This is a genomic window from Cellulosimicrobium sp. RS (assembly GCF_046159675.1).
In the GTDB taxonomy this organism is placed as follows: Bacteria; Actinomycetota; Actinomycetes; order Actinomycetales; family Cellulomonadaceae; genus Cellulosimicrobium; species Cellulosimicrobium funkei.
Window position 1 is genome coordinate 222657 of sequence record NZ_JBJXVU010000001.1, and the last position, 25304, is coordinate 247960.

Here is a 25304-nt window from a genome sequence, read left to right on the forward strand (position 1 = left end):
ACCCGACCTCGACGTGGAGGTTCAGATGGTCAGGCACTCCCTCAGACAGCGCGCCCGCGCCCGCCGGAGCGCCGTCGCGCTCGCCCTCGGCGCGGCGCTCGCGGTCGTGCTCGCCCCGCTCGTCACCGCACCGGCCACGGCCGCCGGTTCGTGGTCCCAGCGCACGGCCGGCGGGATGACGGTCGAGCTCTACCGGCCGTCGACGGCGCCCGCGCTCCCCGGCGGTCGGGCGCTCATGGTCTCCCTGCACGGGTGCGTCCAGACGTCGCAGGTGCTCAAGAACGGCGGCAACTGGACCGCGACCGCCGACGAGCACGGCATGGTCGTCGCGGTCCCCGCCGCGCCGAACGGCGGTGTCCTGCTCGGCTGCTGGGACTACTACGACACGAACCACAGCCGGACGAACCCCGCGCGGCACGACGACAACCTGCTCGACCTCGTCTCGACCCTGCTGGCAGACGCCTCGCTCGGCATCGACCCGGACCAGGTCTACGTGAGCGGCCTGTCGTCCGGCGGCGGCCAGGCGATGGTCATGGGCTGCCTCGCGCCCGACGTGTTCGCGGGCGTGGGGATCGCGGCGGGGCCGACGGTCGGGACGACGTCGGGCCAGATCGGGAGCGTCGCGACGACGCTCGCGCAGGCGCGCTCGACGTGCCGGACCTTCGCGGGGACGCACGCGGCGGACTTCGGCTCGCAGGTGACGTCCGTCGTCTTCGGCAGCGCCGACACGACGGTCGCGACCGGGTACGGGACGCTCAACGCCCAGGTCATGGCCGACCTCTACGGGGCCGGGACCACGTCGTCGTTCTCGCTCGCCGGGCTCGCGGGCACGAACCGAGCGGGCACGGGGACGCTCTGGTCCGACGCCGCCGGCCCGCGCGTCTCGCTGGTCCAGAACACCGGGCTCGCGCACGCGTGGCCCGCGGGCGGAGGTCCCGGCGGGTCCTACGTGTCGACGAACAGCATCGACTACCCGGCCTACCTCACCGACTTCCTGTTCGCGAGCAACCGGCGCGTCGACCGCGACCCGGGCCCCGACCCGGACGTCACGGCGCCGACGGTCGCGATCACCGCGCCCGGCGCGGGCGCCGCCGTCTCGGGGACGATCCGCGTGGAGGCCTCGGCGTCCGACGACCGCGCGGTCGACCGCGTCGAGCTGAGCGTCGACGGCGCGGCGCTCGCGACGCTGCGCACCGCCCCGTACGGGTTCGACTGGGACACGACGGCGCTCGCGGCCGGCTCCCACGTGCTCAAGGCCCGCGCGGTCGACACGGCGGGGAACGCGTCGACCGCGCAGGTCACGGTGACGGTGCAGGCGCCGACCGGGCCGTGGTGCGGCACCGCGACGAACGCGCAGCACCGGGCCGCGGGGCGCGCGATCTCCTACGGCGTGAACCCCTACAACCCGTACTACGCGGTCGGCTCGCTCGCGTACCTCGGGCAGGGCGACGCGACGGTCACGACGCTGCGCGAGGCCGCGCCCGGCCGGTTCGAGGTCGCCGCCGCCTGCTGAGCAGGGCGGGCCCGCTCGGGCTAGTGCTCCAGGCGGTCCTTCGGGTCACCGATGAAGTCGGTGACGTCGTCCGGGAGGTCGTCGCGGTTCATGTCGTTCGAGCGGGCCCGGCGGGCGTCCCAGCGCAGCGCGAGCGCGGCCAGCACCGCCGCGATCGTGGACGCCGCGAGGATCGCGATCTTCGCGCCGTCGGTGTGCTCGGCGTCGGGGAACGACAGCTCCGCGATGAGGAGCGAGACGGTGAAGCCGATGCCCGCGAGGAACCCGACGGGCAGGAGGTCGCGCACCCCGATGCCGGCCGCGAGCCGCAGCGGCGTGAAGCGCGTGACGAGCGCCGTGACCCCGAGCACGCCCACGAGCTTGCCGACGACGAGGCCGAGGACGATGGCGAGCACGACGGGCTGCGTCAGCACCTCCCCGACGGGCGTCTCGCCGCCCACGATCGAGACGCCGGCCGCGAAGAACGCGAACACCGGCAGCGCGACACCCTGCGAGAGCGGGCGCACCGTGTGCTCGAAGCGCTGCGTGCGCGACTCGCGCTCCCCGTGCACCGCGAGCGCCGGGACGGTGAAGCCGAGCAGGACGCCGGCGATCGTGGCGTGGACGCCCGACTCGTGCATGAACGCCCAGGCGACCACCGCGACGGGCAGCAGGAGCCACCAGCGGGTGCGGCGAGCGCGCACGAGGACGGCGTAGAGCGCGACGGCGAGCAGCGCGAGCCCGAGGTAGCCCCACCGCAGCTCCGCCGTGTAGAAGATCGCGATGACGACGATCGCGAGCAGGTCGTCGACGACCGCGAGCGTGAGCAGGAACGTGCGGATCGCGACGGGGAGCCCACGGCCGAAGACGGCGAGCACGCCGAGCGCGAACGCGATGTCCGTCGCCGTGGGGATCGCCCACCCGTGCAGCGCGCCCGGGTCGCCCGTGGTCAGCAGGACGGCGACGAAGATCAGGGCCGGCACCGTCATGCCGCCCATCGCCGCGAGCACCGGGACGCCCGCCTGCCTCGGGTTGCGCAGGCTGCCCGCGACGAACTCCTGCTTGAGCTCGACGCCGACGACGAAGAAGAAGATCGCGAGCAGGCCGTCGGCCGCCCACGTCGACAGCGTCAGGTCGAGGTGCAGCGGGGAGGACGGGCCGACGACGGTGCTCGACAGCGTCAGGTAGGACTCGCGCCAGGGCGAGTTGGCCCAGACCAGCGCGAGCAGCGCCGCGCCGATGAGCAGGGCGCCGCCCGTCGTCTCGCGCCCGACCCAGCGGCGCAGGCGTGCACCGGGGGAGGGGCGGTCGGTCGGCGGGGTGGCCGAGGGGCCGGAGGGCAGGGCGGCGTGGGTCATCGTGCTCCCGGGGTCGCTGTCGTGTCGCACGGCCGCGTCGCGGACCGTGGCCGACCAGACTTCCCGGCACACCGCCCACAATCCTACGGGGCTGCGCACCCCTCGCGGTCGACGTGTCCGGCTCGCGGTCCAGTCTCCTGGCGCTCGTCCCGCCGCGCGCGTCAGGGCGGGGTGTCCTCGGCGAGCGCGAGGAGGCGCGTCGTCGTTCTCCAGTTCCGGCCCGTCACCGGGGTCCCGGCCGCCTTCGCGAGGACGGCCGCCGTCAGCCTCGACCGACCGACGCCGTCGGGGTAGGCGACGTAGAGGACGCCGTTCGCGACGACGGCGCGCTCGGTCGTCAGGCGCGGCCCGAGCGCGGCGGCGGCGTCCGGGTCGACGGGCTCCTCGCCCACGTGGACCAGCAGCCCGGCCGGGCGGTCGGCGGCGTCGTCGGGCAGCGGGTTCCCGCGCACGATCTTCCGGAGCCGCTCGGTCGTGAGCACCGCGACCGCGGCGTCGACGCCGAAGCGCTCGGCGACGCCGTCGTGCAGGAGGCGCGCGACGTCCGCGGGCGATGACGCACCGGACGACCCCGGCCCGACGACGAGGTTCCCGCTGTTCACGACCGTGCGGGCGTGCGCGAGCCCCAGCTCGCCCGCGAGGTCCCGCAGCGCGGTCGACGGGACCTTCCGCCCGCCCACGTTCACGGCGAACAGCAGGCAGGCGTACGCCGTCACGACGACGTCCCCGGGCGACGGTGGGACCACGGCGCGGCCTCCTCGAGCCGCGTCGCGAGGGCCAGCAGCAGGGCGTCGTCCCCGTGGTCCGCGCCGAGCATCACCCCGACGGGGACGGTCGCCGCCGACCCGTCGGGGTCGGTGACGCGCGCCTCGCCGAGCGGGAGGGAGACCGCGGGCCGCCCCGTGAGGTTCCAGACGCTCGTCCAGGGCGTGAACGCCGTCTGTGCCGCGAAGTCGGCGGCCGGGTCGTCGTCGACGCGCTGGCTGCCGACGAGCGCGGGCGGCTGCGCGAGCGTGGGGGAGAGCACGACGTCGACGCCCGACCACGCGGCGGCGACCTCGCGCGTGAGCTGCTGCACCCCCGCGAGCGCCGTCGCGTACGCGAGCCCGCTCACCGCGCGCCCGCGCTCGCGCAGCCACCGCGTGAGCGGCACGAGCAGGTGCTCGCGCTCCGGCGGGACGGGTGCCTGGAGCGCCCCGACGGACCACAGCGCCGCGAACGCGTCCCAGCGCTCGGCCCCGAACGGGGGCGGGATCTCGACGACGTCGTGCCCGAGCCGGACGAGGAGCTCCGCCGCCGCGCGGGCGGCGTCGGCGCACGCCGGGTGCACGGGGGCGTCGGCGGCGATCACGGGCTCCAGCAGCAGCCCGACGCGGAGCCGCCGCCCGTCCGGCGGGGCGCCGAGCCGCGCGGTGAAGGTGTCGCCGGGCCAGGGGCGCGCGAGCACGTCGAGGAACGCGGCGGTGTCGCGGACCGACCGGGTGAGGACGCCGTGCGTCGCGAGCCCCGCGCCGTCGACCCCGTACGGGCCCGGGCTCACGAGCCCGCGCGACGGCTTGAGCCCGACGAGCCCGCACGCGCTCGCGGGGATGCGCAGCGAGCCGCCGCCGTCGCTCCCGTGCGCGACGGGGACGACGCGCGCCGCGACCGCGGCGGCCGCACCCCCGCTCGACCCGCCCGCGGACCGCGCGAGGTCCCACGGGGTGCGGGCGGTCGGGCCGACGTCGGGCTCCGTGTAGCAGGGGAGGCCGAGCTCCGGGGTCGAGGTCTTGCCGACCATCACCGTGCCGGCGCGCCGCAGGAGCGTCACGACGCCGTCGTCGTACGGGGCGGGGAACGGGTCGATCGCGGCCGAGCCCGCGCGCATCGGCACGCCCTCGACCATCGTGAGGTCCTTGACGGGGCAGGGGACGCCGAGGAACGGCGGGAGGCCGTCGCGGGGACCGGCCCGGCCGTCGCGCCGCGCCGCCACGAGCGCGTCCTGCGCGGCGAGTGCCTGCGTGCGCGCGAGGTCCGGGGTGAGCACGGTGAAGGCGCCGACGGCGGCACCGACCCCGGCGGCGGCGTCGAGCGTCGCGTCGAGGACCTCGACGGGGGAGACGTCGCCGGCGCGCAGGGCGCCGGCGAGCGCGGTCGCGTCCAGGTCCAGGAGCTCGGGGGCGCTCATGACTCGTGAACCTACGCGCGCCGTCGCACCCGCGCGACCCCGCCCCCCGCGACCCCCCCGCGCGCGCGACCTCCGCGACGCCGCGCGTGCCGGCCTCGGCGGTCGACACCGGCCGAGCGCAGGCGTATATTCCAACCGGAATATTCCAGCCGGACGCGAGCTCCCCACCCGCCGGCCTGCTACCCCGCCACCCCGTCCCGGAGACCACCGTGACCTCCCCGCGCCTCAGCCCCACGGCGACCCTCGTGCTCGCCGTGCTGCTCGAGCAGCCCATGCACCCGTACGAGATGCTCGTGCGCCTGCGCAAGCGGCGCGACGACCGCCTCGTGCGGCTCAACCCCGGCGCCGTCTACCACGCGGTGGACCGCCTCGAGCGCGACGGCCTCGTCGAGCGCGCGGGCGTCGACCGGGACGGCAACCGCCCCGAGCGCACGCTCTACGCCATCACCCCGGCCGGCGTGGCCGCGCACGACGCCCGCACGCGCGACCTCGTCCGCGAGACGCCGCGCGAGTACCCCGCCTTCCCCGTCGGGCTCGCGCTCGTGCACGACCTCCCGCGCGAGGACGCCCTCGCGCTGCTCCGCGAGCGTCGCGCGGCGCTCGCGGCCGCGATCGACGGGGTGCGCGAGCGCCTCGACGACGTGGTCGCGCGCGGCCTGCCCCGCCGCTACCTGCTCGACGCCCACTTCGAGCTCCACCAGACCCAGGCCGAGATCGCCTGGCTCGACGCGACCGTCGCGGACGTCACGTCCGGCGCGCTGAGCTGGACCGAGGAGCCCGGGCCCGCGTTCCGCCACTCCCGCACGACCTCACCTCAGGAGTCCTCGTGACCACTCCCGCCCCGGGCACCGGCCCGGCCCCGGCGCCCGCCGAGGCCGGCGCACGCGTCGTGCCCCTCGTCGACCTCCACGGCCGCAGCGCCTGGAGCATCCTGCCGCCGCTCATCCTCGGCTTCTTCATGATCATGGTGGACACCACGATCGTGAACATCGCGGTCCCCACGCTCCAGCGCGAGCTCGACGCGTCGCTGGTCGCGGTCGGCTGGGTCAACAGCGCCTACCTGCTCTCGTACGCGGTGCTGCTCCTGCTCGCGGGTCGCCTGGGCGACCGGTACGGGCCCAAGCCGGTGTTCGTCGTCGGCCTGGCGGTGTTCACGCTCGCGTCCGCGTGGTGCGGGCTGTCGGGCTCGATCGGGATGCTCATCGCCGCGCGCGTCGTCCAGGGCGTCGGCGCGGCGCTCATGACGCCGCAGACCATGGCCATGATCACGCGCGTGTTCCCGCCGCGGCAGCGCGGGGCTGCCATGGGGCTGTGGGGCGCGACGGCGGGCGTCGCGACGATCGCCGGCCCGCTGCTCGGCGGGCTGTTCGTCGAGTCGTGGGGCTGGGAGTGGATCTTCTTCGTCAACGTCCCGGTCGGGGTCGTCGCGCTCTGGCTCGCCCTGGTGCGGCTGCCGCGCCTCGCGACGAACAAGCGCTCGTTCGACGTGGTCGGCGTCGTGCTGTCCGTCGTCGGGCTCTTCGCGGTCGTCTTCGGGCTCCAGGAGGGCCAGACGTACGACTGGGGCACGATCACCGGGCCGGTCACGGTGTGGGGCGTGATCGGCGTCGGCCTGCTCGTGCTGGCCGCGTTCGTGCTGTGGCAGCGCCGGCTCGGCGACGACGCGCTGCTGCCGCTGCGGCTCTTCCGCTCGCGCAACTTCTCGCTCGCGAACGTCGCGGGCATGTCCGTGTCGTTCGCGATGATCGGCATCTTCTTCCCGCTGACGATCTTCCTCCAGTCGATCCTCGGCCTGTCGCCGCTGCACGCCGCGCTCGTCAACCTGCCGGGCTCGCTCGTGTCGGGGATCGTCGCGCCGCTCGCCGGGCGCCTGTCCGACCGCGTGCCCGCGAAGTGGGTCGTCGCGACGGGGTTCGGCGTCCTCGCGGTCGCGATCGGCTGGCTCGCGGCGGTCGTCGGGCCGGGCGTGTCGGTCGTGACGATCGTGCTCCCCATGACGCTGTTCGGCATCGGCACCGGGTGCGTCTTCTCGCCGCTCGCGAACCTCGCGACGTCGGGCCTCGACCACCGCACCGCCGGGGCGGGCGCGGGCGCCTTCAACACGACGCGCCAGGTCGGCGGCGTGATCGGGTCGGCGGCGATCGTCGCGACGCTCACCGCGCGCCTCGCGGTGACCCTCCCGGCGGCCGCGCGGGACGCGGCGGCGTCGCTCCCCGAGCAGTTCCGCCAGCAGTTCGTCGACGGGTTCGCGAACGCGGGGTCGCTCCAGGGCGGCCAGGGCGGGTCGTTCGACCTCCCGCCGGGGGTGCCCGACGACGTCGCGCGCCAGGTCACGGACGCCGCGACCACCGCGTTCCACCAGGGCTTCGCGACCGCCGTCGGGCAGACGCTCGCGGTCACGGCCGTGGTGCTCGTGCTCGGGTTCGTCGCCGCGATCGCGATGGCGCCGAAGCACGTCGAGCACTGACCCCGTCCGGGATCGACCCGACCGTCACGACGCCGGCCCCGGAGGGTCGGTCTCGGGCGCTCGGGTCGATCTCGCGCACCCGGAGGTGCGGCCTCCGCGTGAACGGTGGGTTAAACCTCGCGCGGAGGCGTGTCGGGGGTGGTGACCCGAATCACACGGGCGTAGTTTCGAGGGGACGGACGGCACCTTCGCCGTCCTCCGGGAGGCCAGCCGATGGGGTTCACGCTCCGCTCAGGAGGGCCGGCACCGGCGCTGTTGAGCCGTGGCACCCACGGCCCGACGGCCGGTCGCCCGCCTCGCCCAGAGAGAGAACGGCGCGCGTGCGCCGGAGGGGAGCCCTCGTGGTCCATTCCTCACCCACCCCCGGTACCTCACCCACACCGCAGGACGACGCACCGGACGGCGCGCGCCGCACGTTCGTCGTCGACACGTCGGTCCTGCTGAGCGACCCGCGCGCCATCGGGCGGTTCGCCGAGCACGACGTGGTCCTCCCGGTCGTCGTCATCACCGAGCTGGAGGCCAAGCGCCACCACGCCGAGCTCGGGTACTTCGCGCGCAGCGCGCTGCGCATGCTGGACGACCTGCGGGTCAAGCACGGCCGGCTCGACGCCCCGATCCCCGTCGGCGACGTCGGCGGGACGCTGCGCGTGGAGCTCAACCACACCGACCCGGGCGTGCTGCCGGCCGGGTTCCGGCTGGGGGACAACGACACCCGCATCCTCTCCGTCGCCGCGAACCTCGCGGCCGAGGGCCACGACGTCACGGTCGTGTCGAAGGACCTGCCGATGCGGGTCAAGGCGTCGGCCGTGGGCCTGCGGGCCGAGGAGTACCGGCACGAGCTCGCCGTCGACTCGGGCTGGACCGGCATGGGCGAGATCTCGTTCACCGACGCGGAGGCGGCGGCGCTCTGGGAGCACGAGTCGGTCGAGCTCACGAGCCTGGACCCGGCGGTCGTCGAGGCGGCCGGCCCGCTGCACTGCCACACGGGTCTCGTCGTGCACTCGCCGCGCGGGTCCGCCCTCGGGCGCGTCACCGCGGACAAGCACGTGCAGCTCGTGCGCGGCGACCGCGAGGTGTTCGGGCTGCACGGGCGCTCCGCGGAGCAGCGCGTCGCGATCGACCTGCTGCTCGACGAGAGCGTGGGGATCGTCTCGCTCGGCGGGCGGGCCGGGACGGGCAAGTCGGCCCTCGCGCTGTGCGCGGGGCTGGAGGCCGTCATGGAGCGCCGGCAGCACCGCAAGGTCATGGTGTTCCGGCCGCTGTACGCCGTCGGCGGGCAGGAGCTCGGGTACCTGCCCGGCTCCGAGGCCGAGAAGATGAACCCGTGGGCCCAGGCCGTCTACGACACCCTCGGCGCGCTCGTCTCGCCGCAGGTGCTCGACGAGGTCATCGACCGCGAGATGCTCGAGGTGCTCCCGCTCACGCACATCCGCGGGCGCTCGCTGCACGACGCGTTCGTCATCGTCGACGAGGCGCAGTCGCTCGAGCGCAACGTCCTGCTCACGGTGCTGTCCCGCATCGGGCAGTCGTCGCGCGTCGTCCTCACGCACGACGTCGCGCAGCGCGACAACCTGCGCGTGGGCCGGCACGACGGCGTCGCCGCGGTCATCGAGGCGCTCAAGGGCCACCCGCTGTTCGCGCACGTCACGCTCACGCGCTCCGAGCGGTCGCCCGTGGCGGCGCTCGTCACGGAGATGCTGGAGTCGATCGAGGTCTGACCCGCCGCCGAGGTAGAGGTCTGGTCATGACCAGGCCTCTACCTCGCGGTGCCAGGCCTCTACCTCGGCGGACCGGGGGTCTCGCTCGCGCGGCGGCGGGTCCGCGGGTGGACGAGGACCACCGCGAGGACGCCGACGACGGCGCCCAGGACCGTGTCGAGCGCGCGGTCGAGCGCGAGCGCCGACGGGTCGGCGGGGTGCGCGAGCGAGGTCATGAGCAGCGCCATGGGCGTGATGGTGAGCATCGCGAGCCCGTAGTGGCGCCCCACGATCGTCTCGGTGGCGGTCTGGAGCACGACGACGACGGCGGCCGTCCCCCAGAACCCGAGCGGCGCGGCGAGCAGCGGCCAGGCGAGGAGCGCGCCCGCGACCGTGCCGGCCCCGCGCTGCAGCGCCCGCACGACGGCGTGGCGCGTCGACTCGCCCTGGAGCACCGCGGTCGAGCCCATGGTCGCCCACGCCGCGTGCCCGAGGCCGGCGACGGCGGCGACCGCACCGGCGACGAGCCCGGCGACGCCGACGCGCACGGTCGGGAGCCGCCAGGGTCCTGCGACCCGGGACCGCGCCTGGGCGCGCAGTGTCGTGCGGACCGCCGGGCCGGTGTCCCCGCGCGGCACGCCGCTCGCGTCGAGCGCCTCCTCGACGGCGTCGAGCTCTGCGGCGAGCGCGGGGACGGCGGGCCGCGTCCGCCACCAGGAGGCGTCGTCCGCGAGGACGTCGCGCGCCCGGGCGACGGCACCCCGGGCAGCGTGCGCGGCGTGCCGCGCGGCCCCAGGTCGTTCGGCGGCGCGCACGGCGTCGGCGGCGCGGCGGACGGCGAGGCGCGCGGGCGCCGTCGGGCGGACGAGCACGCCGGCCGTGCACACGAGCCCCGCGAGGAGCGCGCCGAACGCGGCCGCGAGCGCGCGCGGGGCGACGTCGGCGAGCGTCGGCGCGCCCGCGAGGCCCGCGCCCGCGGCGAAGACGACGATCGTCGCGCCGGGCGGGCCCGTGCGGACGAGGAGGCAGAAGGCCGTGGCCCCGGCGGCGAGGAGCGCGACGGCGGCGGTCGTGACGAGCGCGGGCGTGCCCGCCGCGGCGAGGAGCGTGAAGGCCGCGATCGTGCCGGTCATGAGCGTGCCGACGGTCGAGAGGAGCGTGGCCCGACGCCGGTACGGGTCGTACCGGCCGTAGAGCGACGTGAGCGCGCCGAGCGACGCGAACGCCGCGAGGCCGGGGCGCCCGAGCAGGCCCGGGACGGCGATCGCGAGCGCGACCGCGGCGCCGCAGCGCAGCGCGGCGGCGACCGTCGCGTCGGCGGGGCTCACGCGCAGGGCGGCGCGGAGGTGGGCGGGGTCGAGGACGTCCTGGGCGGCGGCGCGCACGGGCGCGAGCGCCGGGCGGGCGGGGGAGGAGAGGGGCATCGACGGATCAGCCTAGCGGTGATTCCGAGATGTTTCACCAGTGAAAGAGTGTGAGACGCGCCCTATCCTGGGTCCGTGGACTACGTCGACCGCGTGCGCGCGGAGTGGGCTGAGCAGCGGCCGGACCTCGACACCGCGACGTCGGCGGTCGGGGCGCGGCTGCGTCGCGTCGCGGCGCTGCTCGAGGCGGCGCTGGAGCGCTCCGCGGCACGGCACGACGTCTCGCGCGCGGAGTTCGACGTGCTCGCGGCGCTGCGCCGCGCCGGGCGACCGCTGCGCGCGGGCGAGGTCACGACGATGACCGGCGCCCCCGGCGCGTCGATCACCAAGCGCCTCGACCGGCTCGAGCGCGCCGGTCTCGTCGAGCGCACCGTCGCCGAGCGCGACCGGCGCGGCGTCCTCGTCGCGCTCACCGACGCCGGGACGACGCTCGTCGACGAGGTCTTCCCGCAGCAGCTCGACCGGGAGCGCGCGGCGCTCGTCGATCTCGACGAGGCCGAGCGCGCCGAGCTCGCGCGCCTGCTCGCCGTCGTGCTGCGCCGCCTCGACCCCGTCGACTACTGACGTCCTCCCGCACGACCCGGGGACGACGGAGGCCGGGCGGAGCGGGACGACCCGCTCCGCCCGGCCTCCGTGGACCCGGGTCGCGGACGCTCAGGCCTGCGGCGGGCGCGTCATCGACAGGACGTCGAGCGCCTCGTCGAGCTGCGCCTCGGTGACCTCGCCGCGCTCGACGAAGCCCAGGTCGATCACGGCCTGGCGGACGGTGAGGCCCTCCTTGACGGAGTGCTTCGCGACCTTCGCCGCCGCCTCGTAGCCGATGACGCGGTTGAGCGGCGTGACGATCGACGGCGACGACTCGGCCAGCGCGAGGGCGCGCTCGACGTTCGCCGTGATGCCCGCGACGGTCTTGTCCGCGAGGACGCGCGACGCGTTCGCGAGGAGGCGGATCGACTCGAGGACGCCCTGCGCGATGACGGGGATCTGCACGTTGAGCTCGAACGAGCCCGACGCGCCGGCCCACGCGACGGTCGCGTCGTTGCCGATCACGCGCGCGGCGACCATGAGCACGGCCTCGGGCACGACGGGGTTGACCTTGCCGGGCATGATCGAGCTGCCCGGCTGCAGGTCCGGGATGAAGATCTCGCCGAGGCCCGTGTTCGGGCCCGAGCCCATCCAGCGCAGGTCGTTGCAGATCTTGGTGAGCGAGACGGCGATCGTGCGCAGCGCGCCCGAGAGCTCGACGAGGCCGTCGCGCGAGGACTGCGCCTCGAAGTGGTCGCGCGCCTCCGTGAGGGGCAGACCCGTGTCCTCGACCAGCAGCGCGATGACGCGCTGGGGGAACCCGGCGGGCGTGTTGATGCCGGTGCCGACGGCGGTGCCGCCGAGCGGGACCTCCGCGGCGCGGGGGAGCGCCGACTCCAGGCGCTCGACGCCGTAGCGGATCGCGGCGGCGTACCCGCCGAACTCCTGGCCGAGCGTCACGGGCGTGGCGTCCATGAGGTGCGTGCGGCCCGACTTCACGACCGTCGCGAACTCGGCGGACTTCGCCTCGAGCGCCTCGGCGAGGTGGCCCAGCGCGGGCACCAGGTCGCGCACGACCCCGGCCGTCGCGGCGACGTGCACCGACGTGGGGAACACGTCGTTCGACGACTGCGACGCGTTGACGTGGTCGTTCGGGTGCACGTCGCGCCCGAGCGAGCGCGTCGCGAGCGTCGCGAGGACCTCGTTCGTGTTCATGTTCGACGACGTCCCGGACCCCGTCTGGTAGACGTCCACCGGGAAGTGCGCGTCGTGCGCGCCCGACGCGACCTCGTCGGCCGCGGCGACGATGGCGGCCGCGACGTCCTCGTCGAGCACGCCGAGCTCCGCGTTCGCGCGGGCCGCGGCCTTCTTCACGCGGGCGAGCGCCTCGATGTGGCCGCGCTCGAGCGGGGTGCCCGAGATGGGGAAGTTCTCCACCGCGCGCTGCGTCTGCGCGCGGTAGAGGGCCTGCGCGGGCACGCGCACCTCGCCCATGGTGTCGTGCTCGATGCGGTACTCGGTCGTCGGTGCGGCCGCGCCGGCGGCGGCGCCGGGAGCCTCGGGAGATGCAGTCATGGGGCCATCCTGCCGCACCGCGCGCCGGCCCCCGCAACCCGCGTGAGCGAGGTCACGCGGGCTGCGGGGAGGGTCGCGCGCAGGTCGGCGGGAGCCGCCCGGGACGAGCACGCCGGGCCCGCCGGGCCAGCCCTGGCCGTGGGGTCAGGCGTCGGCGCGGGGCTGCTCGCCGACGTCGCCCACGACGTCGACCAGGTGCGCACGCCCCTCGGCGAAGTCGTACTCGACGCCGACGATCGCGCAGCGGCCCTCGGCGACGGCGGCCGCGAGGCCCGCCGAGTAGGAGTGCAGCATGTCGACCGTGTTGCGCACGTGCTCGCGGCGCAGCACGGCGGGGTCGAGGTTCTCCAGCGTGCCGTTCCCGGCGCCGGTGATCTTCGCCACGGAGGGGATGACGCGGTCGACGACGGCCCGGACGAACCCGTTCGCCTGGGCGCCCGTCCGCAGCGTCTCGACCGCCGCGCCCACGGCGCCGCACGAGTCGTGCCCGAGCACCACGACGAGCGGCGCGGACAGCACCTCGACGCCGTACTCGATCGAGCCGAGCACCGTGGTGTCCACCACGTGCCCCGCGGTGCGGACGACGAACATGTCGCCCAGGCCCTGGTCGAAGATGATCTCCGCCGCGACGCGGGAGTCGGAGCAGCCGAACAGGACCGTGTGCGGGTGCTGCGCGGCCGACGTCTCGCGCCGCCTGTCCGCGCCCTGCGACGGGTGCAGCGGGGCGTCGGCGACGAAGCGGTCGTTCCCGGTCCGCAGCGTCGCCCACGCCTCGGCGGGGGTGAGCGAACGGACCGGCTGTGCGGGGGCGGGAGACGTCATGGCTCCCATCATCGCGCAGGTCGGGGCGTGCCCCGCGTGCCCGTTCGCATGGCGGGCGGCGCCCGGGGGCGGTATCCATGGAGGGTGACACCCCCGGTACTCGGGGAAGCGCGACCGAGGGGAGCTGACGTGCGCCGACGCACCCGAGCGCTCGCCGTCCTGGTCGCCGCGGGGCTCGTGGCGCCGCTCGCCGCGTGCGGCCCGGGCGACGACGGGACGCCGGAGCTCACGTGGTACATCAACCCGGACAACGGGGGCCAGGCCGACATCGCGGCGGCCTGCACCGAGGCCGCCGGGGGCGCGTACCGCATCACGACCGAGCTGCTGCCGCGCGACGCCGCGTCGCAGCGCGAGCAGCTCGCCCGCCGCCTCGCGGCGAAGGACTCGTCGATCGACATCATGAGCCTCGACCCGGTGTTCATCGCCGAGTTCGCCGAGGCGGACTTCCTGGCGCCCGTGCCCGACGACGTCGCGCAGGCGACGACGCAGGACGTGGTGCAGGGCGCGATCGACGCCTCGACGTGGAAGGACGAGCTGGTCGCCATCCCGTTCTGGGCGAACACGCAGCTCCTCTGGTACCGCAAGTCCGTGGCCGAGGCCGCCGGGCTCGACATGTCGCAGCCCGTCACGTGGGAGCAGATCATGCAGGCGGCCCAGGACCAGGACAAGCTCCTGGCCGTCCAGGGCGCCAAGGCCGAGTCGCTCACGGTGTGGATCAACGCGCTCGTCGAGGGCGCGGGCGGCCACATCATCGACAACCCCGAGGCCCCGGCCGACGAGGTGAAGCTCGGTCTGGACACGGACGCGGGCAAGGCCGCCGCAGAGATCATCGGGGGCATCGGCACCTCGGGCGTCGGTGGGCCGGGCCTGCCGAGCGAGGACGAGCCGGCGTCGCTCACCAAGTTCCAGGGGGACCGCGGGTCGTTCATGGTGAACTGGCCGTTCGTCTGGTCGTCCACCCAGAGCGCCGTCGAGGCCGGGTCGCTCGACCAGGCGCTCCTCGACGACATCGGCTGGGCGCTGTACCCGCGCACGACGGAGGGCGAGGACGCCCGTCCGCCCTACGGCGGCATCTCGCTCGGCATCGGCGCGTTCGGCAAGCACACCGACCTCGCCTACGAGGCGGCCCAGTGCATCGTGAGCCCCGAGAACCAGGCCGAGTACTTCGTCACCAACGGCAACCCGGCCGCGAGCATCAAGGCCTACGACGACCCGGACGTCCAGAAGGCGTTCCCGATGTACGACGTCATCCGCGACTCGCTCGACCAGGCGGCGCCGCGGCCCCAGACGCCGTTCTACAACGAGGTCTCCACGGGCCTCCAGCAGACGTGGTACCCGCCCGCGTCGGTCGACCCCGACACGACGCCGCAGGAGTCCACCGAGTTCATCACCGCCGTCCTGCGAGGGGAGCGACTCCTGTGAACGCCGGACCCCCGACCGAGCCCGCACCCCGCGGCCGGCACGCCACCACGCCGTCGACGGCGACCGACGACGCCCCGCCGCGCGGCGCGGCCGCTCCCCGGTCGGGGTCGCGCGGCGCGCCGGACGCCGCCGCCAAGGCCGCACGCAGCGACCGCTCGCGGGCCGAGGCCCGCCTCGGCTGGTACCTCGCCGGGCCGGCGTTCGTCGTCATGCTCGCCGTGACGCTGTACCCGATCCTCCAGGCCGTCTACGACTCGCTCTTCAACTACAAGCTCACCGCGCCGGACGACCGGTCGTTCGTCGGGCTCAACAACTACGTCGTGATCCTCACGGACTCCGTGTGGTGGCGGGACCTCGGGGTCACGCTCTTCATCACGGTCGTCACGGTCGTGATCGAGCTGATCCTGGGCTTCGCCCTCGCGCTCGTCATGCACCGCGCGATCAAGCGCCTGCGCGGGCTCCTGCGCACCGCGATCCTCGTGCCCTACGGCATCATCACGGTCGTCTCGGCGTTCGCGTGGTTCTACGCGTTCGACATCACGTCCGGGTACGTCAACCACTGGTTCGACTGGGTGCCGGGCGTCGGGCCCGACCTCAACTGGTTCGCGCAGCAGGGCACGAGCCTGTTCGTCATCATCGCGTCCGAGGTCTGGAAGACGACCCCGTTCATCTCGCTCCTGCTCCTCGCCGGCCTCGCGCAGGTGCCGGGCGACCTGGAGGAGGCCGCGAAGGTCGACGGCGCGACCGCGTGGCAGCGGTTCACCCGCGTCATCGTGCCGAACATGAAGGCCGCGATCATGGTGGCCGTCCTGTTCCGCGCGCTCGACGCGTTCCGCATCTTCGACAACGTCTTCATCATGACGAACGGCGCGAACGGCACCGAGGTGCTGTCGCTGCTGGCCTACCGCACGTCGATCGGCCAGCTCCAGATCGGCATGGGCTCGGCGATCTCGGTGCTGCTCTTCCTGTGCGTCGTGCTCATCTGCTTCATCGCGATCAAGCTCTTCAAGGTGGATCTCGCCGGCGCGAGGGGGGAGAAGTGATGGGCAGCGTCCTCAGCACCAAGGCCAAGATCTGGTGGGCCGTCATCACGGTCGTCGTGCTCGTCGGGGCGCTGTTCCCCGTGCTGTCGATCTTCATGACGAGCTTCAAGGGGCCCAGCGACATCAACTCCGGGACGTTCCTGCCGCCGCAGTGGAGCACCGCCAACTACGAGCAGATCCTCGCGTCCGGCGGGTCCGCGCAGGAGCTGTTCCTGTCCGCGCTGCGCAACTCGATCGGCATCTCGCTCATCGCGACGGTCATCGCCGTCGTGCTCGCCACGCTCTGCGCCTACGCGATCGCGCGCCTCGACTTCCCGGGCAAGCGCCTCATCCTCACCACGGCGCTCGGCGTGTCGATCTTCCCCGTCGTGTCGATCGTCACGCCGCTGTTCAACCTCTGGCGCAACATCGGCCTCTACGACACCTGGCTCGGCCTGATCATCCCGTACCTGTCGCTCACCCTCCCGATCTCCATCTGGACGCTCGCGGCGTTCTTCCGCCAGATCCCGTGGGAGCTCGAGCAGGCCGCGCAGGTCGACGGCGCGACGCCGTGGCAGGCGTTCCGCAAGGCGATCGTCCCGCTCGCCGCGCCGGGCGTGTTCACCACCGCGCTCATCGCGTTCTTCATCGCGTGGAACGACTTCGTCTACGGCATCTCGCTCACGTCGACGAGCGCGGCCCGACCGGTCCCGGCGGCGCTCGCGTTCTTCACCGGGGCGTCGTACTTCGAGGAGCCGACGGGCGCGATCTCCGCGGCCGCGGTCGTCGTGACCATCCCCGTGGTCATCCTCGTCGTGCTGTTCCAGCGCCAGATCGTCTCGGGCCTGACCCAGGGGGCGGTGAAGGGATGAGCACCGCGTCCCCGGCCCGCCCCGTCCACCACCGCACGCCCTCCCGGTCCGCCGGGCACCGTGCCGCACGCCGAACCCGAGGAGAGAGCTGATGGCGTCGATCACCCTCAAGGACATCGTCAAGCGCTACGGCGACGGCTTCCTCGCCGTGGACAACGTCAACCTCGACATCGCGGACGGCGAGTTCGTCATCCTCGTCGGGCCGTCCGGCTCGGGGAAGTCGACGGTCCTGCGCATGATCGTGGGGCTCGAGGACATCACGGCGGGCGAGCTCGAGATCGACGGCGTGCGCGTCAACGAGAAGGCGCCGCGCGAGCGCGACCTCGCGATGGTGTTCCAGAACTACGCGCTCTACCCGCACCTCACGGTCGCGGAGAACATCGCGTTCCCGCTGCGCCTCGCGAAGGGCAAGCACAGCGAGGAGGAGATCCGGGAGAAGGTCGAGCGCGCGGCCGACATGCTCGACCTGCGCGAGCACCTCGACCGCAAGCCCGCGAACCTCTCGGGCGGTCAGCGGCAGCGCGTCGCGATGGGCCGGGCGATCGTGCGCGACGCGAAGGCGTTCCTGTTCGACGAGCCGCTGTCGAACCTCGACGCCAAGCTGCGCGGGCAGACCCGCACCGAGATCGCGCGCCTGCAGCGCCGGCTCGGCACGACGACCGTCTACGTCACCCACGACCAGACCGAGGCCATGACGCTCGGTGACCGCGTCGCCGTCCTGCGCCGCGGCGTGCTCCAGCAGGTCGCGAGCCCGCGCGGCCTCTACGAGCAGCCGGTCAACCTGTTCGTCGCGGGCTTCATCGGCACGCCGCCCATGAACTTCCTGCCCGGCGAGGTCTCGGGCGGGAAGATCACGCTGCCGTTCGGCGAGTTCGACATGCCGGAGAGCATCGCGACGGCCGTCGGCGACCGGGGCCTGGTGATCGTCGGCCTGCGGCCCGAGCACTTCGAGGACGCGCGGCTCGTCGACCCGGCGAAGAAGGACCGGGGCCACACGTTCGAGGCGCAGATCGACGTCACCGAGTGGCTCGGCGCGGAGCTCTACGCCTACGTCCCGTTCGAGATGCACGAGTCCGTGAAGGGGCAGCTCGACGAGCTGGACCGCGAGCTCGACGGCGAGGGCGTGCGCACGCAGTTCGTCGTGGCGCTCGACTCGGCGTCGCGTGCGCGCGACGGCGACGTGACCGACCTGTGGTTCGACCCGACGAAGATGATGATCTTCGACCCGGAGACGAGCGAGAACCTCACGCGCGACACCGCGGAGGCCGAGCGCATCGAGCAGGAGAACGTCGAGGACCGCAAGCGCTCCCTGGAGCGGGCGCAGAAGCAGGACGCGCAGGTCTGACGCAGGTCTCGGCCGCCCGGGCTCGTGCCCGGGCGGCCGACTTGTGCTCAGGCCCGTGGCCGGGCTCTGGGCGGGCTCGTGCCCGGGCTCGTGGGCGCGGCCTCGGAGCCGTGGTCGGGCTCAGCCGAGGGCGAGCTCCGCGCGTCGCGGCGGGTTGGCCCCGGCGCGCGAGACGGTGACGGCGGCGACCGCGACGCAGCGGCGCAGCACGTCGCCGAGCACGGTGGCGTCGATCGCACGCAGCGCCTCGCGCCGGTCCGCGCCGAGCAGGCCGGCCTCCCACAGCCCGTCGAGGAGCGCGCCCATGAACGAGTCGCCCGCGCCGACGGTGTCGACGACCTCGACGCGTGGGGCCGTGACGCGCTGCTCGCCCGCCGCGGTGACGGCGACCGCGCCCTCGCCGCCGAACGTCACGACGACGAGCGCCGGGCCGAGCGCGAGCCACTTGCGCGCGACGGCGACCGGGTTCGCGCCCGGCACGAGCCACGCCACGTCCTCGTCGCTCACCTTGACCACGTCGGCGAGCGCGACGAGCGCCTCGATGCGGGTGCGCGCGTCGGCGGGGTCGCCCATGAGGGCGGGCCGGGCGTTGGGGTCGTACGTGATCGCCGCGGTGTCGCGCGCCGCGGCGACGAGCGCGCGGACGTCGGACGCGCCGGGCTCCAGCACCGCGGCGATGGAGCCCGTGTGCACGGCGAGCGTGCCGGCGTCGGGAGCCGTGCCCGCGGGGACGCGCCACTCCAGGTCGAACTCGTACGTGGCCGCCCCGTGCGCGTCGAGGTGCGCGGTGGCGACGCTCGTCGTGGGGGCGTCGGTGCTGCCGGGCGTGAGGGTCACGGCGGAGTCGTCGAGCCATGCCCGCACCGCCTCGCCGTGCGCGTCCTGCCCGAGCCACGTGGCGAGCCGGGCGTCCCGCCCGAGCCGCCCGAGCGTGAGCGCGACGTTCGCGAGGCTGCCCCCGGGGTGCTCCGCGACGCTGCCGTCCGCGCGGTGCACGACGTCGACGAGCGCCTCGCCGACGACGAGGACGTGCTCGGTGGGCGCCGCGGCGGCGGGCTGGGCGGGGTCCGTGCTCGTGCTCATGCGTCGTCTCCGGTCGGGTCGTCGGGGTCGGTCGTGCCGCGTGCCGTCGCGTCGTCCTGCGAGCGCGCGGCGTCGAGGCGGGCGCGCGCGCCGTCGAGCCACTCCTGGCAGCGCGCGGCGAGCGCCTCGCCGCGCTCCCAGAGCGCGAGCGAGTCCTCGAGCGGCTCGCCCCCGGCCTCCAGCCGGGCGACGACCTGCACGAGCTCGTCGCGCGCCTGCTCGTAGGAGAGCGTCGACACGTCGGACGTGACAGCGTTGTCAAAGGAAGTCACGGCAGTATTCAACCCCATCTGTGCGTCGTGGCCCGACCGGTCGTCCGGCGGGCGGTCCAGAACCGGCGCGGGCGAGTCACGACGCCTCCCGGCCGGGAGCGGGTCCGTCGTCGTGCGTGCCGGTGACCGCCACGTCCAGCGCGCCGCGCGCGAGACGCACGCGCACCGCGTCGCCCGTCGCGACGTCGGCGGGGGAGCGGACCACGTGCCCGTCGGCCCGCTGCACGACGGCGTACCCCCGCTCGAGCGTCGAGGCCGGGGACAGGGCCCGCACCTGAGCCTCGAGCCGGCCGACCTCGCCCGCCGCGCGCACGAGCCGCGCGTCGAGCGCCCGGCGTGCCCGGTCCCGCAGCGCCCCGACCCGATCCTGCCGGTCGGTGAGCATCCGCCCGGGGTCGGCGAGCACGGGCCGGGACCGCAGCGCGTCGAGCCCTGCCTGCTCGCGGGACACGCGCCCCGCGATCGCGCTGCGCAGGCGCTGACGGCCCTGCGCGACGCGGGCGCGCTCCTCCGTCACGTCGGGCACCACCCGCTTGGCCGCCGCCGTCGGGGTCGAGGCGCGGTAGTCCGCGACCAGGTCGAGCAGCGGGCAGTCGGTCTCGTGGCCGATCGCGCTCACGAGCGGCGTGCGGCATGCCGCCGCGACGCGCACCAGCGCCTCGTTCGAGAAGGGCAGGAGGTCCTCGACGGCGCCCCCGCCGCGCGCGACGACGATGACCTCCACCTCCGGGTCGGCGTCGAGCGCACGGATCGCGTCACCCACCTGCTGCACCGCGTGGGCGCCCTGGACGGCCACCTCGCGGATCTCGAACCGGACCTGGGGCCAGCGGGCGCGCGCGTTGACCACGACGTCGTGCTCCGCCTTGGACTCGCGCCCGCACACCAGCCCGACGACGGCCGGGAGGAACGGCAGCGGCCGCTTGCGGTCGGCGTCGAACAGGCCCTCCGCCGCGAGCACGCGCTTGAGGTGCTCGATCCGCGCGAGCAGCTCGCCCACGCCGACGGGACGGATCTCGCGCGCCTGGAGCTGGAGCGTGCCGCGCCGCGTCCAGAACACCGGCTTCGCGTGCACGACGACGTGCGCGCCCTCCTCCACCGGCGTGCCCTGGAGCACGCGGGACGCGGCCGACACCGGGAGCGACATGTCGAGGTCCGTGTCGCGCAGCGTGAGGAACGCCGTCGACGTGCCCGGGCGCCGGTTGAGCTGGACGACCTGGCCCTCGACCCAGACCGGCGCCATCCGCTCGACGTACTGCTCGATCTTGCGCGACAGGAGCCGGACCGGCCACGGGTGCTCCGCGCTCGTCTCGAGCGCGCGCGCCGGCAGGGGGCCGCGGGCCGCCGGACCGGCGGGCGCGGCACCCGGACGCGGGGCGTCGTCGGGCAGCGGGAGGGAGGCGGTCACGGGACCAGCCTGCCGCACCCCACCCACGCCCACCCAACGCACCGCGGTACCGAGCGCGCCGGCCGGCGCGCCGGTCGAGCGCTCAGGGCGCGAGCAGGTCGACGGTGACGAGGCGGTAGCCCTGCGCGCGCAGGTCGTCGACGATCCCGGGCACGGCGTCGACGGTCGAGGCGTGGATGTCGTGCATGAGCACCACGCTGCCCGGTTGCGCGCCCTCCACCGCGCGGCGTCGCGTCTCCGCGGCGTCGCGCGTCTTCCAGTCGAGCGTGTCGAGGTTCCACAGCACCACCTGGAGCCCGGAGCGGAGCGCGACCGACCGCACGCGGTCGTCGACGTCCCCGTACGGGGGCCGCAGGAGCGTCGGGGTGACCCCCGCGGCGCTCTCGATCGCCGCCTGGGTGCGCGCGAGCTCGTCGCGGACGGCGTCGTCGTCGAGCGTCGTGAGCTGCGGGTGGTCCCAGGTGTGGTTCGCGAGCAGGTGGCCGGCGGCCGCCGTGTCGCGCACGACGTCGGGCCGCTTCTCCACGTTGCTCCCGACGAGGAAGAACGTGGCCGAGACGTGCTTCTCCGCGAGCACCTGCAGGAGCCGCTCGGTGTCGGGCCCGGGCCCGTCGTCGAACGTGAGCGCCACGCACCGCTCGACCGCGCAGTCCACGCCCGTCGCCCGCGCCTGGTCGCGCCGCTGGGCGAGCTGGAGCGCCAGCCGGTCCGACCAGACGGCCTCCGTCGCCGCGAGCACCGCGTCGCGCAGCGCCACGGTCTCGGCGACCGGGGCGCCGCCCGGGCCGGCGTCCAGCGTCGTCGTCGCCTGCGTCAGCAGCCCGTCGAGCGTCGTGCGCGTGCCCTCGTCCGTGACGAGGCCGGCCGACTCCGTGAGGACGGGCCGGCCCTCGGTCGCCGCCGCCTCGAGACCGTCGTACGCCCACTGCCGCTGCGCGGTCGCGACGGGCTCCGCCGCCTCGACGACGGCGGTGGCGGCCTCGTCCAGGGCGTCCGCCGCGGGCTCGGAGCCGGTCACGACCTCGACGTGGACGGCGGGGCGCGAGCCCGGGTGCAGCGGGTTCGGGCGGGACAGGGCGTCCACGGTGCGGTCCTCCTCCGGGTAGGTCACCGGGGTCGTGCGGAGCGTGGTGGCCTCCTGGAGCGCGGCGGCCAGGGGCTCGCGGACCGCCGGGTCGTCCACCTGGCCCTCGCTCGCGGCGAGCAGCGCCGCGCTCGCGACCTCCGCCGCGGTCGTCGGGACGAGCCGCGTGAGGTACGCCGCCTCGGCCCGCGCGCGCCCGTCCGTCGCGTCCTGCGTCACGCGCGCGACCTCGGCGTCGTAGCGCTCGACGGCGGCGACCCACGCGCGGTGCTCCAGCGTCCCGACGACCACGACCGCCGCCGCGACGACGACGAGCAGCAGCGGGACGAGCCACCACCACACGCGGCGGCGTCGTCGGTGCGCGTCGGGCACGGGTGACGTCGTGCCGCCCGGGTCGTCGCTCATGCCCTCGATCTTGGGGGGCGGCGGGACGGACGTCGACCCGGCGCGCCCGGCGGGCGGGTGCGACACGCGTGCCGCACGCCGCGCCTGCGGAGGGTCTGTGTGCGCCTCGCGCGCGGGACGTGACGACGTCGGGGCCGGGCCGTGGGTGAGCGGGCTCACCGGGGTCGGGCGACCGCCGCTCGCCTAGACTCGGGAGCGTGAGCGTCCTCCCCGCCGGCTCGTCCGCGTCCCCGACCGACCGCCCCGTCGCGACCCCTGCCGTCGACGGGACCCGCAAGCGCGTCCTGCTGGCGGCGCCGCGCGGCTACTGCGCGGGCGTCGACCGCGCCGTCGTCGCGGTCGAGAAGGCGCTCGAGCACTACGGCGCGCCGGTCTACGTGCGCAAGGAGATCGTGCACAACAAGTTCGTCGTCGAGACGCTCAGCGAGCGCGGCGCGATCTTCGTCGACGAGACCGACGAGGTGCCCGAGGGCGCGCGCGTCGTGTTCTCCGCCCACGGCGTGTCACCCGCCGTGAAGGCGGCCGCGGCCGCGCGCAACCTCGACACGATCGACGCCACGTGCCCGCTCGTGACGAAGGTGCACAAGGAGGCCGTGCGCTTCGCGAAGGACGACTACGACATCCTGCTCATCGGCCACACGGGCCACGAGGAGGTCGAGGGCACCGCGGGGGAGGCCCCCGACCACGTGCAGGTCGTCGACTCGCCCGACCACGTGGACGACGTCGTGGTCCGCGACCCGGACAAGGTCGTGTGGATCTCCCAGACGACGCTCTCCGTCGACGAGACGATGGAGACGGTCCGCAGGCTGCGGGAGAAGTTCCCGACCCTCCAGGACCCGCCGAGCGACGACATCTGCTACGCGACGCAGAACCGCCAGGTCGCGGTCAAGAAGCTTGCTCCCGACGCGGACGTGGTCATCGTGGTCGGCTCGGCGAACTCGTCCAACTCCGTGCGCCTCGTCGAGGTCGCGCTCCAGGCGGGGGCCGGGGCGTCGTACCGCGTCGACCACGCGAAGGAGATCGACCCGGCCTGGCTCGACGGCGCGACGACCGTGGGCGTGACCTCGGGCGCGTCCGTGCCGGAGATCCTCGTGGACGACGTGCTCGCCTACCTCGCGGAGCGCGGGTTCGGCGCGGTCGAGGAGGTCCGCACGGCGACGGAGGACCTCATGTTCTCGCTGCCGCGCGAGCTGCGCGCCGACCTCAAGGGCTCGACGGCCGACGGCGGGCGCCCCACCCGCGGCGGCCGCACCTCGCTCTCCGTCCAGCCCGTCTGACGCCCGCGCCGGAGCCTTCCGCGGCCGTCGGCCCCGGGGGAGCGTTCAGGCGCTCGCCCCGCCGGCCGACGGCTCCCGCCGAGGCTCGTCGCGGTCGTCGGGGCGCTCGTCGATCGCGACCACGGACTCGTTGACGGACGCGAGCAGCTCGGGCGCACTCACCGCGCTGAGCTGCGGGTTCACCGTCGGGGGCGTCGTCAGCTCGTCGTCGACCACGTGCAGGTCCGCGAACCGGCGCGCGCTGACGAGCACGCGCGTCTCGAGCGAGCCGACCGTCCGGTTGTAGGAGTCCGCGGCGCTCTGGAGCTGGCGCCCGAGCTTCGCCAGGTGCGACCCCATGACCGCGAGCCGCCCGTGGAGCTCCTTGCCGAGCGTGAGGACCTGCTGCGCGTTCGTGGCCAGGGCGTCCTGCCGCCACGCGTAGGCGATCGTCCGCAGCATCGCGACCATCGTCATGGGCGTCGCGATGACGACGTTTTTGGACACCGCGTGCTCGAGGAGCGACGGGTCCTGCTCGACCGCGGCCGAGAGGAACGACTCCGCCGGGACGAACATGACGACGAACTCCGGTGCCGGGCCGAACTGGTCCCAGTAGCGCTTGGCGCCGAGGTCGTCGACGTGCTTGCGCATGTGGCGGGCGTGGGCGGCCAGGCGGTCCGCGCGCACGGCCGGATCGGTGGCGCCCTGCGCGTCGAGGTAGCCGAGGAACGCGACCTTCGCGTCGACCACGACCTGCTTGCCGCCCGCGAGCCGCACGACCATGTCCGGGCGCAGCGCGCCGTCGTCGGTCGCGACCTGGTCCTGCTCGACGAAGTCGACGTGGGGGAGCATGCCCGCCGCCTCGACGACGCGGCGGAGCTGGAGCTCGCCCCACGCGCCCCGCACCTGCGACGAGCGCAGGGCCGTCACGAGCTGCGACGTCTCGGCGCGCAGCAGCTCGGACGCGTCGCGCACCCCGCGCACCTGCTCCGCGAGGCTCCCGTGCGCGGCGAGGCGGGCCCGCTCGGCCTCGGCGACCTCCGCGCGCACCTTCTCCAGCGCCCCGGCGAGCGGCTCGACCAGGTGGCGCACGGCCTCCTCGCGGCGCGCGAGCTCGGCCGCCCCCTGCTCCTGGCTGCGCCGCATGCGCTCCTCCGCCTGCACGAGGAACTGCTCCGTGCCCGCGGCGAGCACCTTGCGCGAGAGCGCCTCGAACTGGGCCTCGAGCCGCCGGTGGTCGCCCTGGACCTCCGCGACGCGGCGCTCGGCCGCGGCCCGCAGCTCCGCGAGCTGCTGCTCGTGGGTGGCCCGGGCGAGGTCGAGCCGCTCGTCCGCGCTGCGCTGGGCCGCGCCGAGCTGGCGCGCGAAGCCCTCGCGCTCCGCCTCGAGCCGTTCGGCGAGGCCCGCGCCGCGCGCCGCGTCCTGCTGCGCCTGGCCCAGGAGCTGGGTGAGACGGCGGACCTCCGCGCCCGCGGCGTCGGGCGAGGCGCGCCGCACCGCGAGCACGAGCGCGGCGCCGACCACCAGCCCCAGCACGAGTCCGACGGCGAAGAGCAACCATCCCGAGGAGTCCATGGCCGCACCCTCCCACGGGGCACCGACAGCACGGCC

General features: G+C 75.0%; 21 protein-coding genes. 10 read left to right on the top strand and 11 right to left on the bottom strand.

What is annotated here, in order from left to right; translation table 11 throughout:
* Positions 1-25 precede the first annotated feature (25 nt).
* Positions 26-1513, top strand: a complete 1488-nt coding sequence (locus ACI769_RS00965; RefSeq protein ID WP_409141058.1) for a PHB depolymerase family esterase — start codon at positions 26-28, stop codon at positions 1511-1513.
* A gap of 20 nt (positions 1514-1533) precedes the next feature.
* On the opposite strand, the gene nhaA is transcribed toward ACI769_RS00965, so the two are convergent.
* The 3 genes from nhaA to ACI769_RS00980 all read right to left on the bottom strand — a co-directional run bounded on the left by nhaA (position 1534) and on the right by ACI769_RS00980 (position 5017).
* The gene (gene nhaA, locus ACI769_RS00970; RefSeq protein WP_085388284.1) at positions 1534-2850 is read right to left on the bottom strand and encodes a Na+/H+ antiporter NhaA; all 1317 of its coding nucleotides are present in this window, start codon (positions 2848-2850) and stop codon (positions 1534-1536) included.
* Between the two features lie 161 nt (positions 2851-3011).
* Positions 3012-3566, bottom strand: a complete 555-nt coding sequence (locus ACI769_RS00975; RefSeq protein ID WP_043655497.1) for a DUF1697 domain-containing protein — start codon at positions 3564-3566, stop codon at positions 3012-3014.
* Positions 3563-5017, bottom strand: a complete 1455-nt coding sequence (locus ACI769_RS00980; protein WP_409141059.1) for an amidase — start codon at positions 5015-5017, stop codon at positions 3563-3565. The genes ACI769_RS00975 and ACI769_RS00980 overlap by 4 nt, the downstream gene beginning before the upstream one ends.
* Positions 5018-5226: 209 nt before the next feature.
* Here ACI769_RS00980 and ACI769_RS00985 point away from each other — a divergent pair, with 209 nt between their 5' ends.
* The 3 genes from ACI769_RS00985 to ACI769_RS00995 all read left to right on the top strand — a co-directional run bounded on the left by ACI769_RS00985 (position 5227) and on the right by ACI769_RS00995 (position 9202).
* The gene (locus ACI769_RS00985; protein WP_076405212.1) at positions 5227-5847 is read left to right on the top strand and encodes a PadR family transcriptional regulator; all 621 of its coding nucleotides are present in this window, start codon (positions 5227-5229) and stop codon (positions 5845-5847) included.
* Positions 5844-7484: a DHA2 family efflux MFS transporter permease subunit gene (locus tag ACI769_RS00990; RefSeq protein WP_157446662.1), complete on the top strand. Its 1641-nt coding sequence runs from the start codon at positions 5844-5846 to the stop codon at positions 7482-7484. Before ACI769_RS00985 ends, ACI769_RS00990 begins: the two co-directional genes overlap by 4 nt.
* A gap of 341 nt (positions 7485-7825) precedes the next feature.
* A complete protein-coding gene (locus tag ACI769_RS00995) occupies positions 7826-9202 on the top strand; it encodes a PhoH family protein (protein WP_061266974.1) in 1377 nt (458 codons plus the stop codon).
* A 59-nt stretch (positions 9203-9261) separates the two neighbouring features.
* Here ACI769_RS00995 and ACI769_RS01000 read toward each other — a convergent pair whose 3' ends face one another.
* A complete protein-coding gene (locus tag ACI769_RS01000) occupies positions 9262-10605 on the bottom strand; it encodes an FUSC family protein (protein WP_409141060.1) in 1344 nt (447 codons plus the stop codon).
* Positions 10606-10680: 75 nt separating this feature from the next.
* On the opposite strand from ACI769_RS01000, the gene ACI769_RS01005 reads away from it, so the two are divergent.
* Positions 10681-11169, top strand: coding sequence for a MarR family winged helix-turn-helix transcriptional regulator (locus tag ACI769_RS01005; protein WP_085388279.1), 489 nt, complete (start codon positions 10681-10683; stop codon positions 11167-11169).
* A 90-nt stretch (positions 11170-11259) separates the two neighbouring features.
* Here the strand turns inward: ACI769_RS01005 and ACI769_RS01010 are convergent, their stop codons facing one another.
* On the bottom strand, positions 11260-12705 hold the full coding sequence (locus tag ACI769_RS01010; protein WP_085388278.1) for a class II fumarate hydratase: 1446 nt from the start codon (positions 12703-12705) through the stop codon (positions 11260-11262).
* Between the two features lie 144 nt (positions 12706-12849).
* Positions 12850-13527, bottom strand: coding sequence for a carbonic anhydrase (locus ACI769_RS01015; RefSeq protein WP_043659766.1), 678 nt, complete (start codon positions 13525-13527; stop codon positions 12850-12852).
* A 129-nt stretch (positions 13528-13656) separates the two neighbouring features.
* Between ACI769_RS01015 and ACI769_RS01020 the strand changes: the two genes are divergently transcribed.
* The 4 genes from ACI769_RS01020 to ACI769_RS01035 all read left to right on the top strand — a co-directional run bounded on the left by ACI769_RS01020 (position 13657) and on the right by ACI769_RS01035 (position 18188).
* Positions 13657-14949 (top strand): extracellular solute-binding protein, encoded by a 1293-nt coding sequence (locus ACI769_RS01020; protein ID WP_043659768.1) that lies wholly within the window; start codon positions 13657-13659, stop codon positions 14947-14949.
* Positions 14946-15992, top strand: coding sequence for a carbohydrate ABC transporter permease (locus tag ACI769_RS01025; protein ID WP_085388276.1), 1047 nt, complete (start codon positions 14946-14948; stop codon positions 15990-15992). The genes ACI769_RS01020 and ACI769_RS01025 overlap by 4 nt, the downstream gene beginning before the upstream one ends.
* Positions 15992-16843, top strand: coding sequence for a carbohydrate ABC transporter permease (locus ACI769_RS01030; protein WP_034651432.1), 852 nt, complete (start codon positions 15992-15994; stop codon positions 16841-16843). The genes ACI769_RS01025 and ACI769_RS01030 overlap by 1 nt, the downstream gene beginning before the upstream one ends.
* Positions 16844-16934: 91 nt before the next feature.
* A complete protein-coding gene (locus tag ACI769_RS01035; protein ID WP_021482413.1) occupies positions 16935-18188 on the top strand; it encodes an ABC transporter ATP-binding protein in 1254 nt (417 codons plus the stop codon).
* 120 nt (positions 18189-18308) lie between these two features.
* On the opposite strand, the gene ACI769_RS01040 is transcribed toward ACI769_RS01035, so the two are convergent.
* From ACI769_RS01040 to ACI769_RS01055, 4 genes are all read right to left on the bottom strand, one after another.
* Positions 18309-19271, bottom strand: a complete 963-nt coding sequence (locus tag ACI769_RS01040) for a carbohydrate kinase (protein WP_085388275.1) — start codon at positions 19269-19271, stop codon at positions 18309-18311.
* Positions 19268-19561: an exodeoxyribonuclease VII small subunit gene (locus ACI769_RS01045; RefSeq protein ID WP_051028398.1), complete on the bottom strand. Its 294-nt coding sequence runs from the start codon at positions 19559-19561 to the stop codon at positions 19268-19270. The genes ACI769_RS01040 and ACI769_RS01045 overlap by 4 nt, the downstream gene beginning before the upstream one ends.
* 58 nt (positions 19562-19619) lie before the next feature.
* Positions 19620-20948, bottom strand: coding sequence for an exodeoxyribonuclease VII large subunit (xseA, locus tag ACI769_RS01050; protein WP_085388274.1), 1329 nt, complete (start codon positions 20946-20948; stop codon positions 19620-19622).
* Positions 20949-21030: 82 nt separating this feature from the next.
* Positions 21031-22437, bottom strand: coding sequence for a polysaccharide deacetylase family protein (locus tag ACI769_RS01055; RefSeq protein WP_157446661.1), 1407 nt, complete (start codon positions 22435-22437; stop codon positions 21031-21033).
* A 197-nt stretch (positions 22438-22634) separates the two neighbouring features.
* Here ACI769_RS01055 and ACI769_RS01060 point away from each other — a divergent pair, with 197 nt between their 5' ends.
* Positions 22635-23714 carry a 4-hydroxy-3-methylbut-2-enyl diphosphate reductase gene (locus tag ACI769_RS01060; protein WP_051028399.1) on the top strand — a complete coding sequence of 360 codons (1080 nt, stop codon included), beginning with the start codon at positions 22635-22637 and terminating at the stop codon, positions 23712-23714.
* Between the two features lie 45 nt (positions 23715-23759).
* Here the strand turns inward: ACI769_RS01060 and rmuC are convergent, their stop codons facing one another.
* Entirely contained in the window at positions 23760-25268 is a 1509-nt protein-coding gene (rmuC, locus tag ACI769_RS01065; protein WP_085388272.1) for a DNA recombination protein RmuC, read from the bottom strand.
* Between the last annotated feature and the right edge of the window lie 36 nt (positions 25269-25304).

Coding starts and splice junctions, on each gene's coding strand:
- nhaA (WP_085388284.1), bottom strand. CDS start 2,850: ATGACCCACGCCGCCCTGCCCTCCGGCCCCTCGGCCACCCCGCCGACC.
- ACI769_RS01015 (WP_043659766.1), bottom strand. CDS start 13,527: ATGACGTCTCCCGCCCCCGCACAGCCGGTCCGTTCGCTCACCCCCGCC.
- ACI769_RS01045 (WP_051028398.1), bottom strand. CDS start 19,561: ATGGGGTTGAATACTGCCGTGACTTCCTTTGACAACGCTGTCACGTCC.
- ACI769_RS00980 (WP_409141059.1), bottom strand. CDS start 5,017: ATGAGCGCCCCCGAGCTCCTGGACCTGGACGCGACCGCGCTCGCCGGC.
- ACI769_RS01040 (WP_085388275.1), bottom strand. CDS start 19,271: ATGAGCACGAGCACGGACCCCGCCCAGCCCGCCGCCGCGGCGCCCACC.
- ACI769_RS01055 (WP_157446661.1), bottom strand. CDS start 22,437: ATGAGCGACGACCCGGGCGGCACGACGTCACCCGTGCCCGACGCGCAC.
- ACI769_RS01035 (WP_021482413.1), top strand. CDS start 16,935: ATGGCGTCGATCACCCTCAAGGACATCGTCAAGCGCTACGGCGACGGC.
- ACI769_RS01010 (WP_085388278.1), bottom strand. CDS start 12,705: ATGACTGCATCTCCCGAGGCTCCCGGCGCCGCCGCCGGCGCGGCCGCA.
- ACI769_RS01000 (WP_409141060.1), bottom strand. CDS start 10,605: ATGCCCCTCTCCTCCCCCGCCCGCCCGGCGCTCGCGCCCGTGCGCGCC.
- ACI769_RS00965 (WP_409141058.1), top strand. CDS start 26: ATGGTCAGGCACTCCCTCAGACAGCGCGCCCGCGCCCGCCGGAGCGCC.
- ACI769_RS01030 (WP_034651432.1), top strand. CDS start 15,992: ATGGGCAGCGTCCTCAGCACCAAGGCCAAGATCTGGTGGGCCGTCATC.
- rmuC (WP_085388272.1), bottom strand. CDS start 25,268: ATGGACTCCTCGGGATGGTTGCTCTTCGCCGTCGGACTCGTGCTGGGG.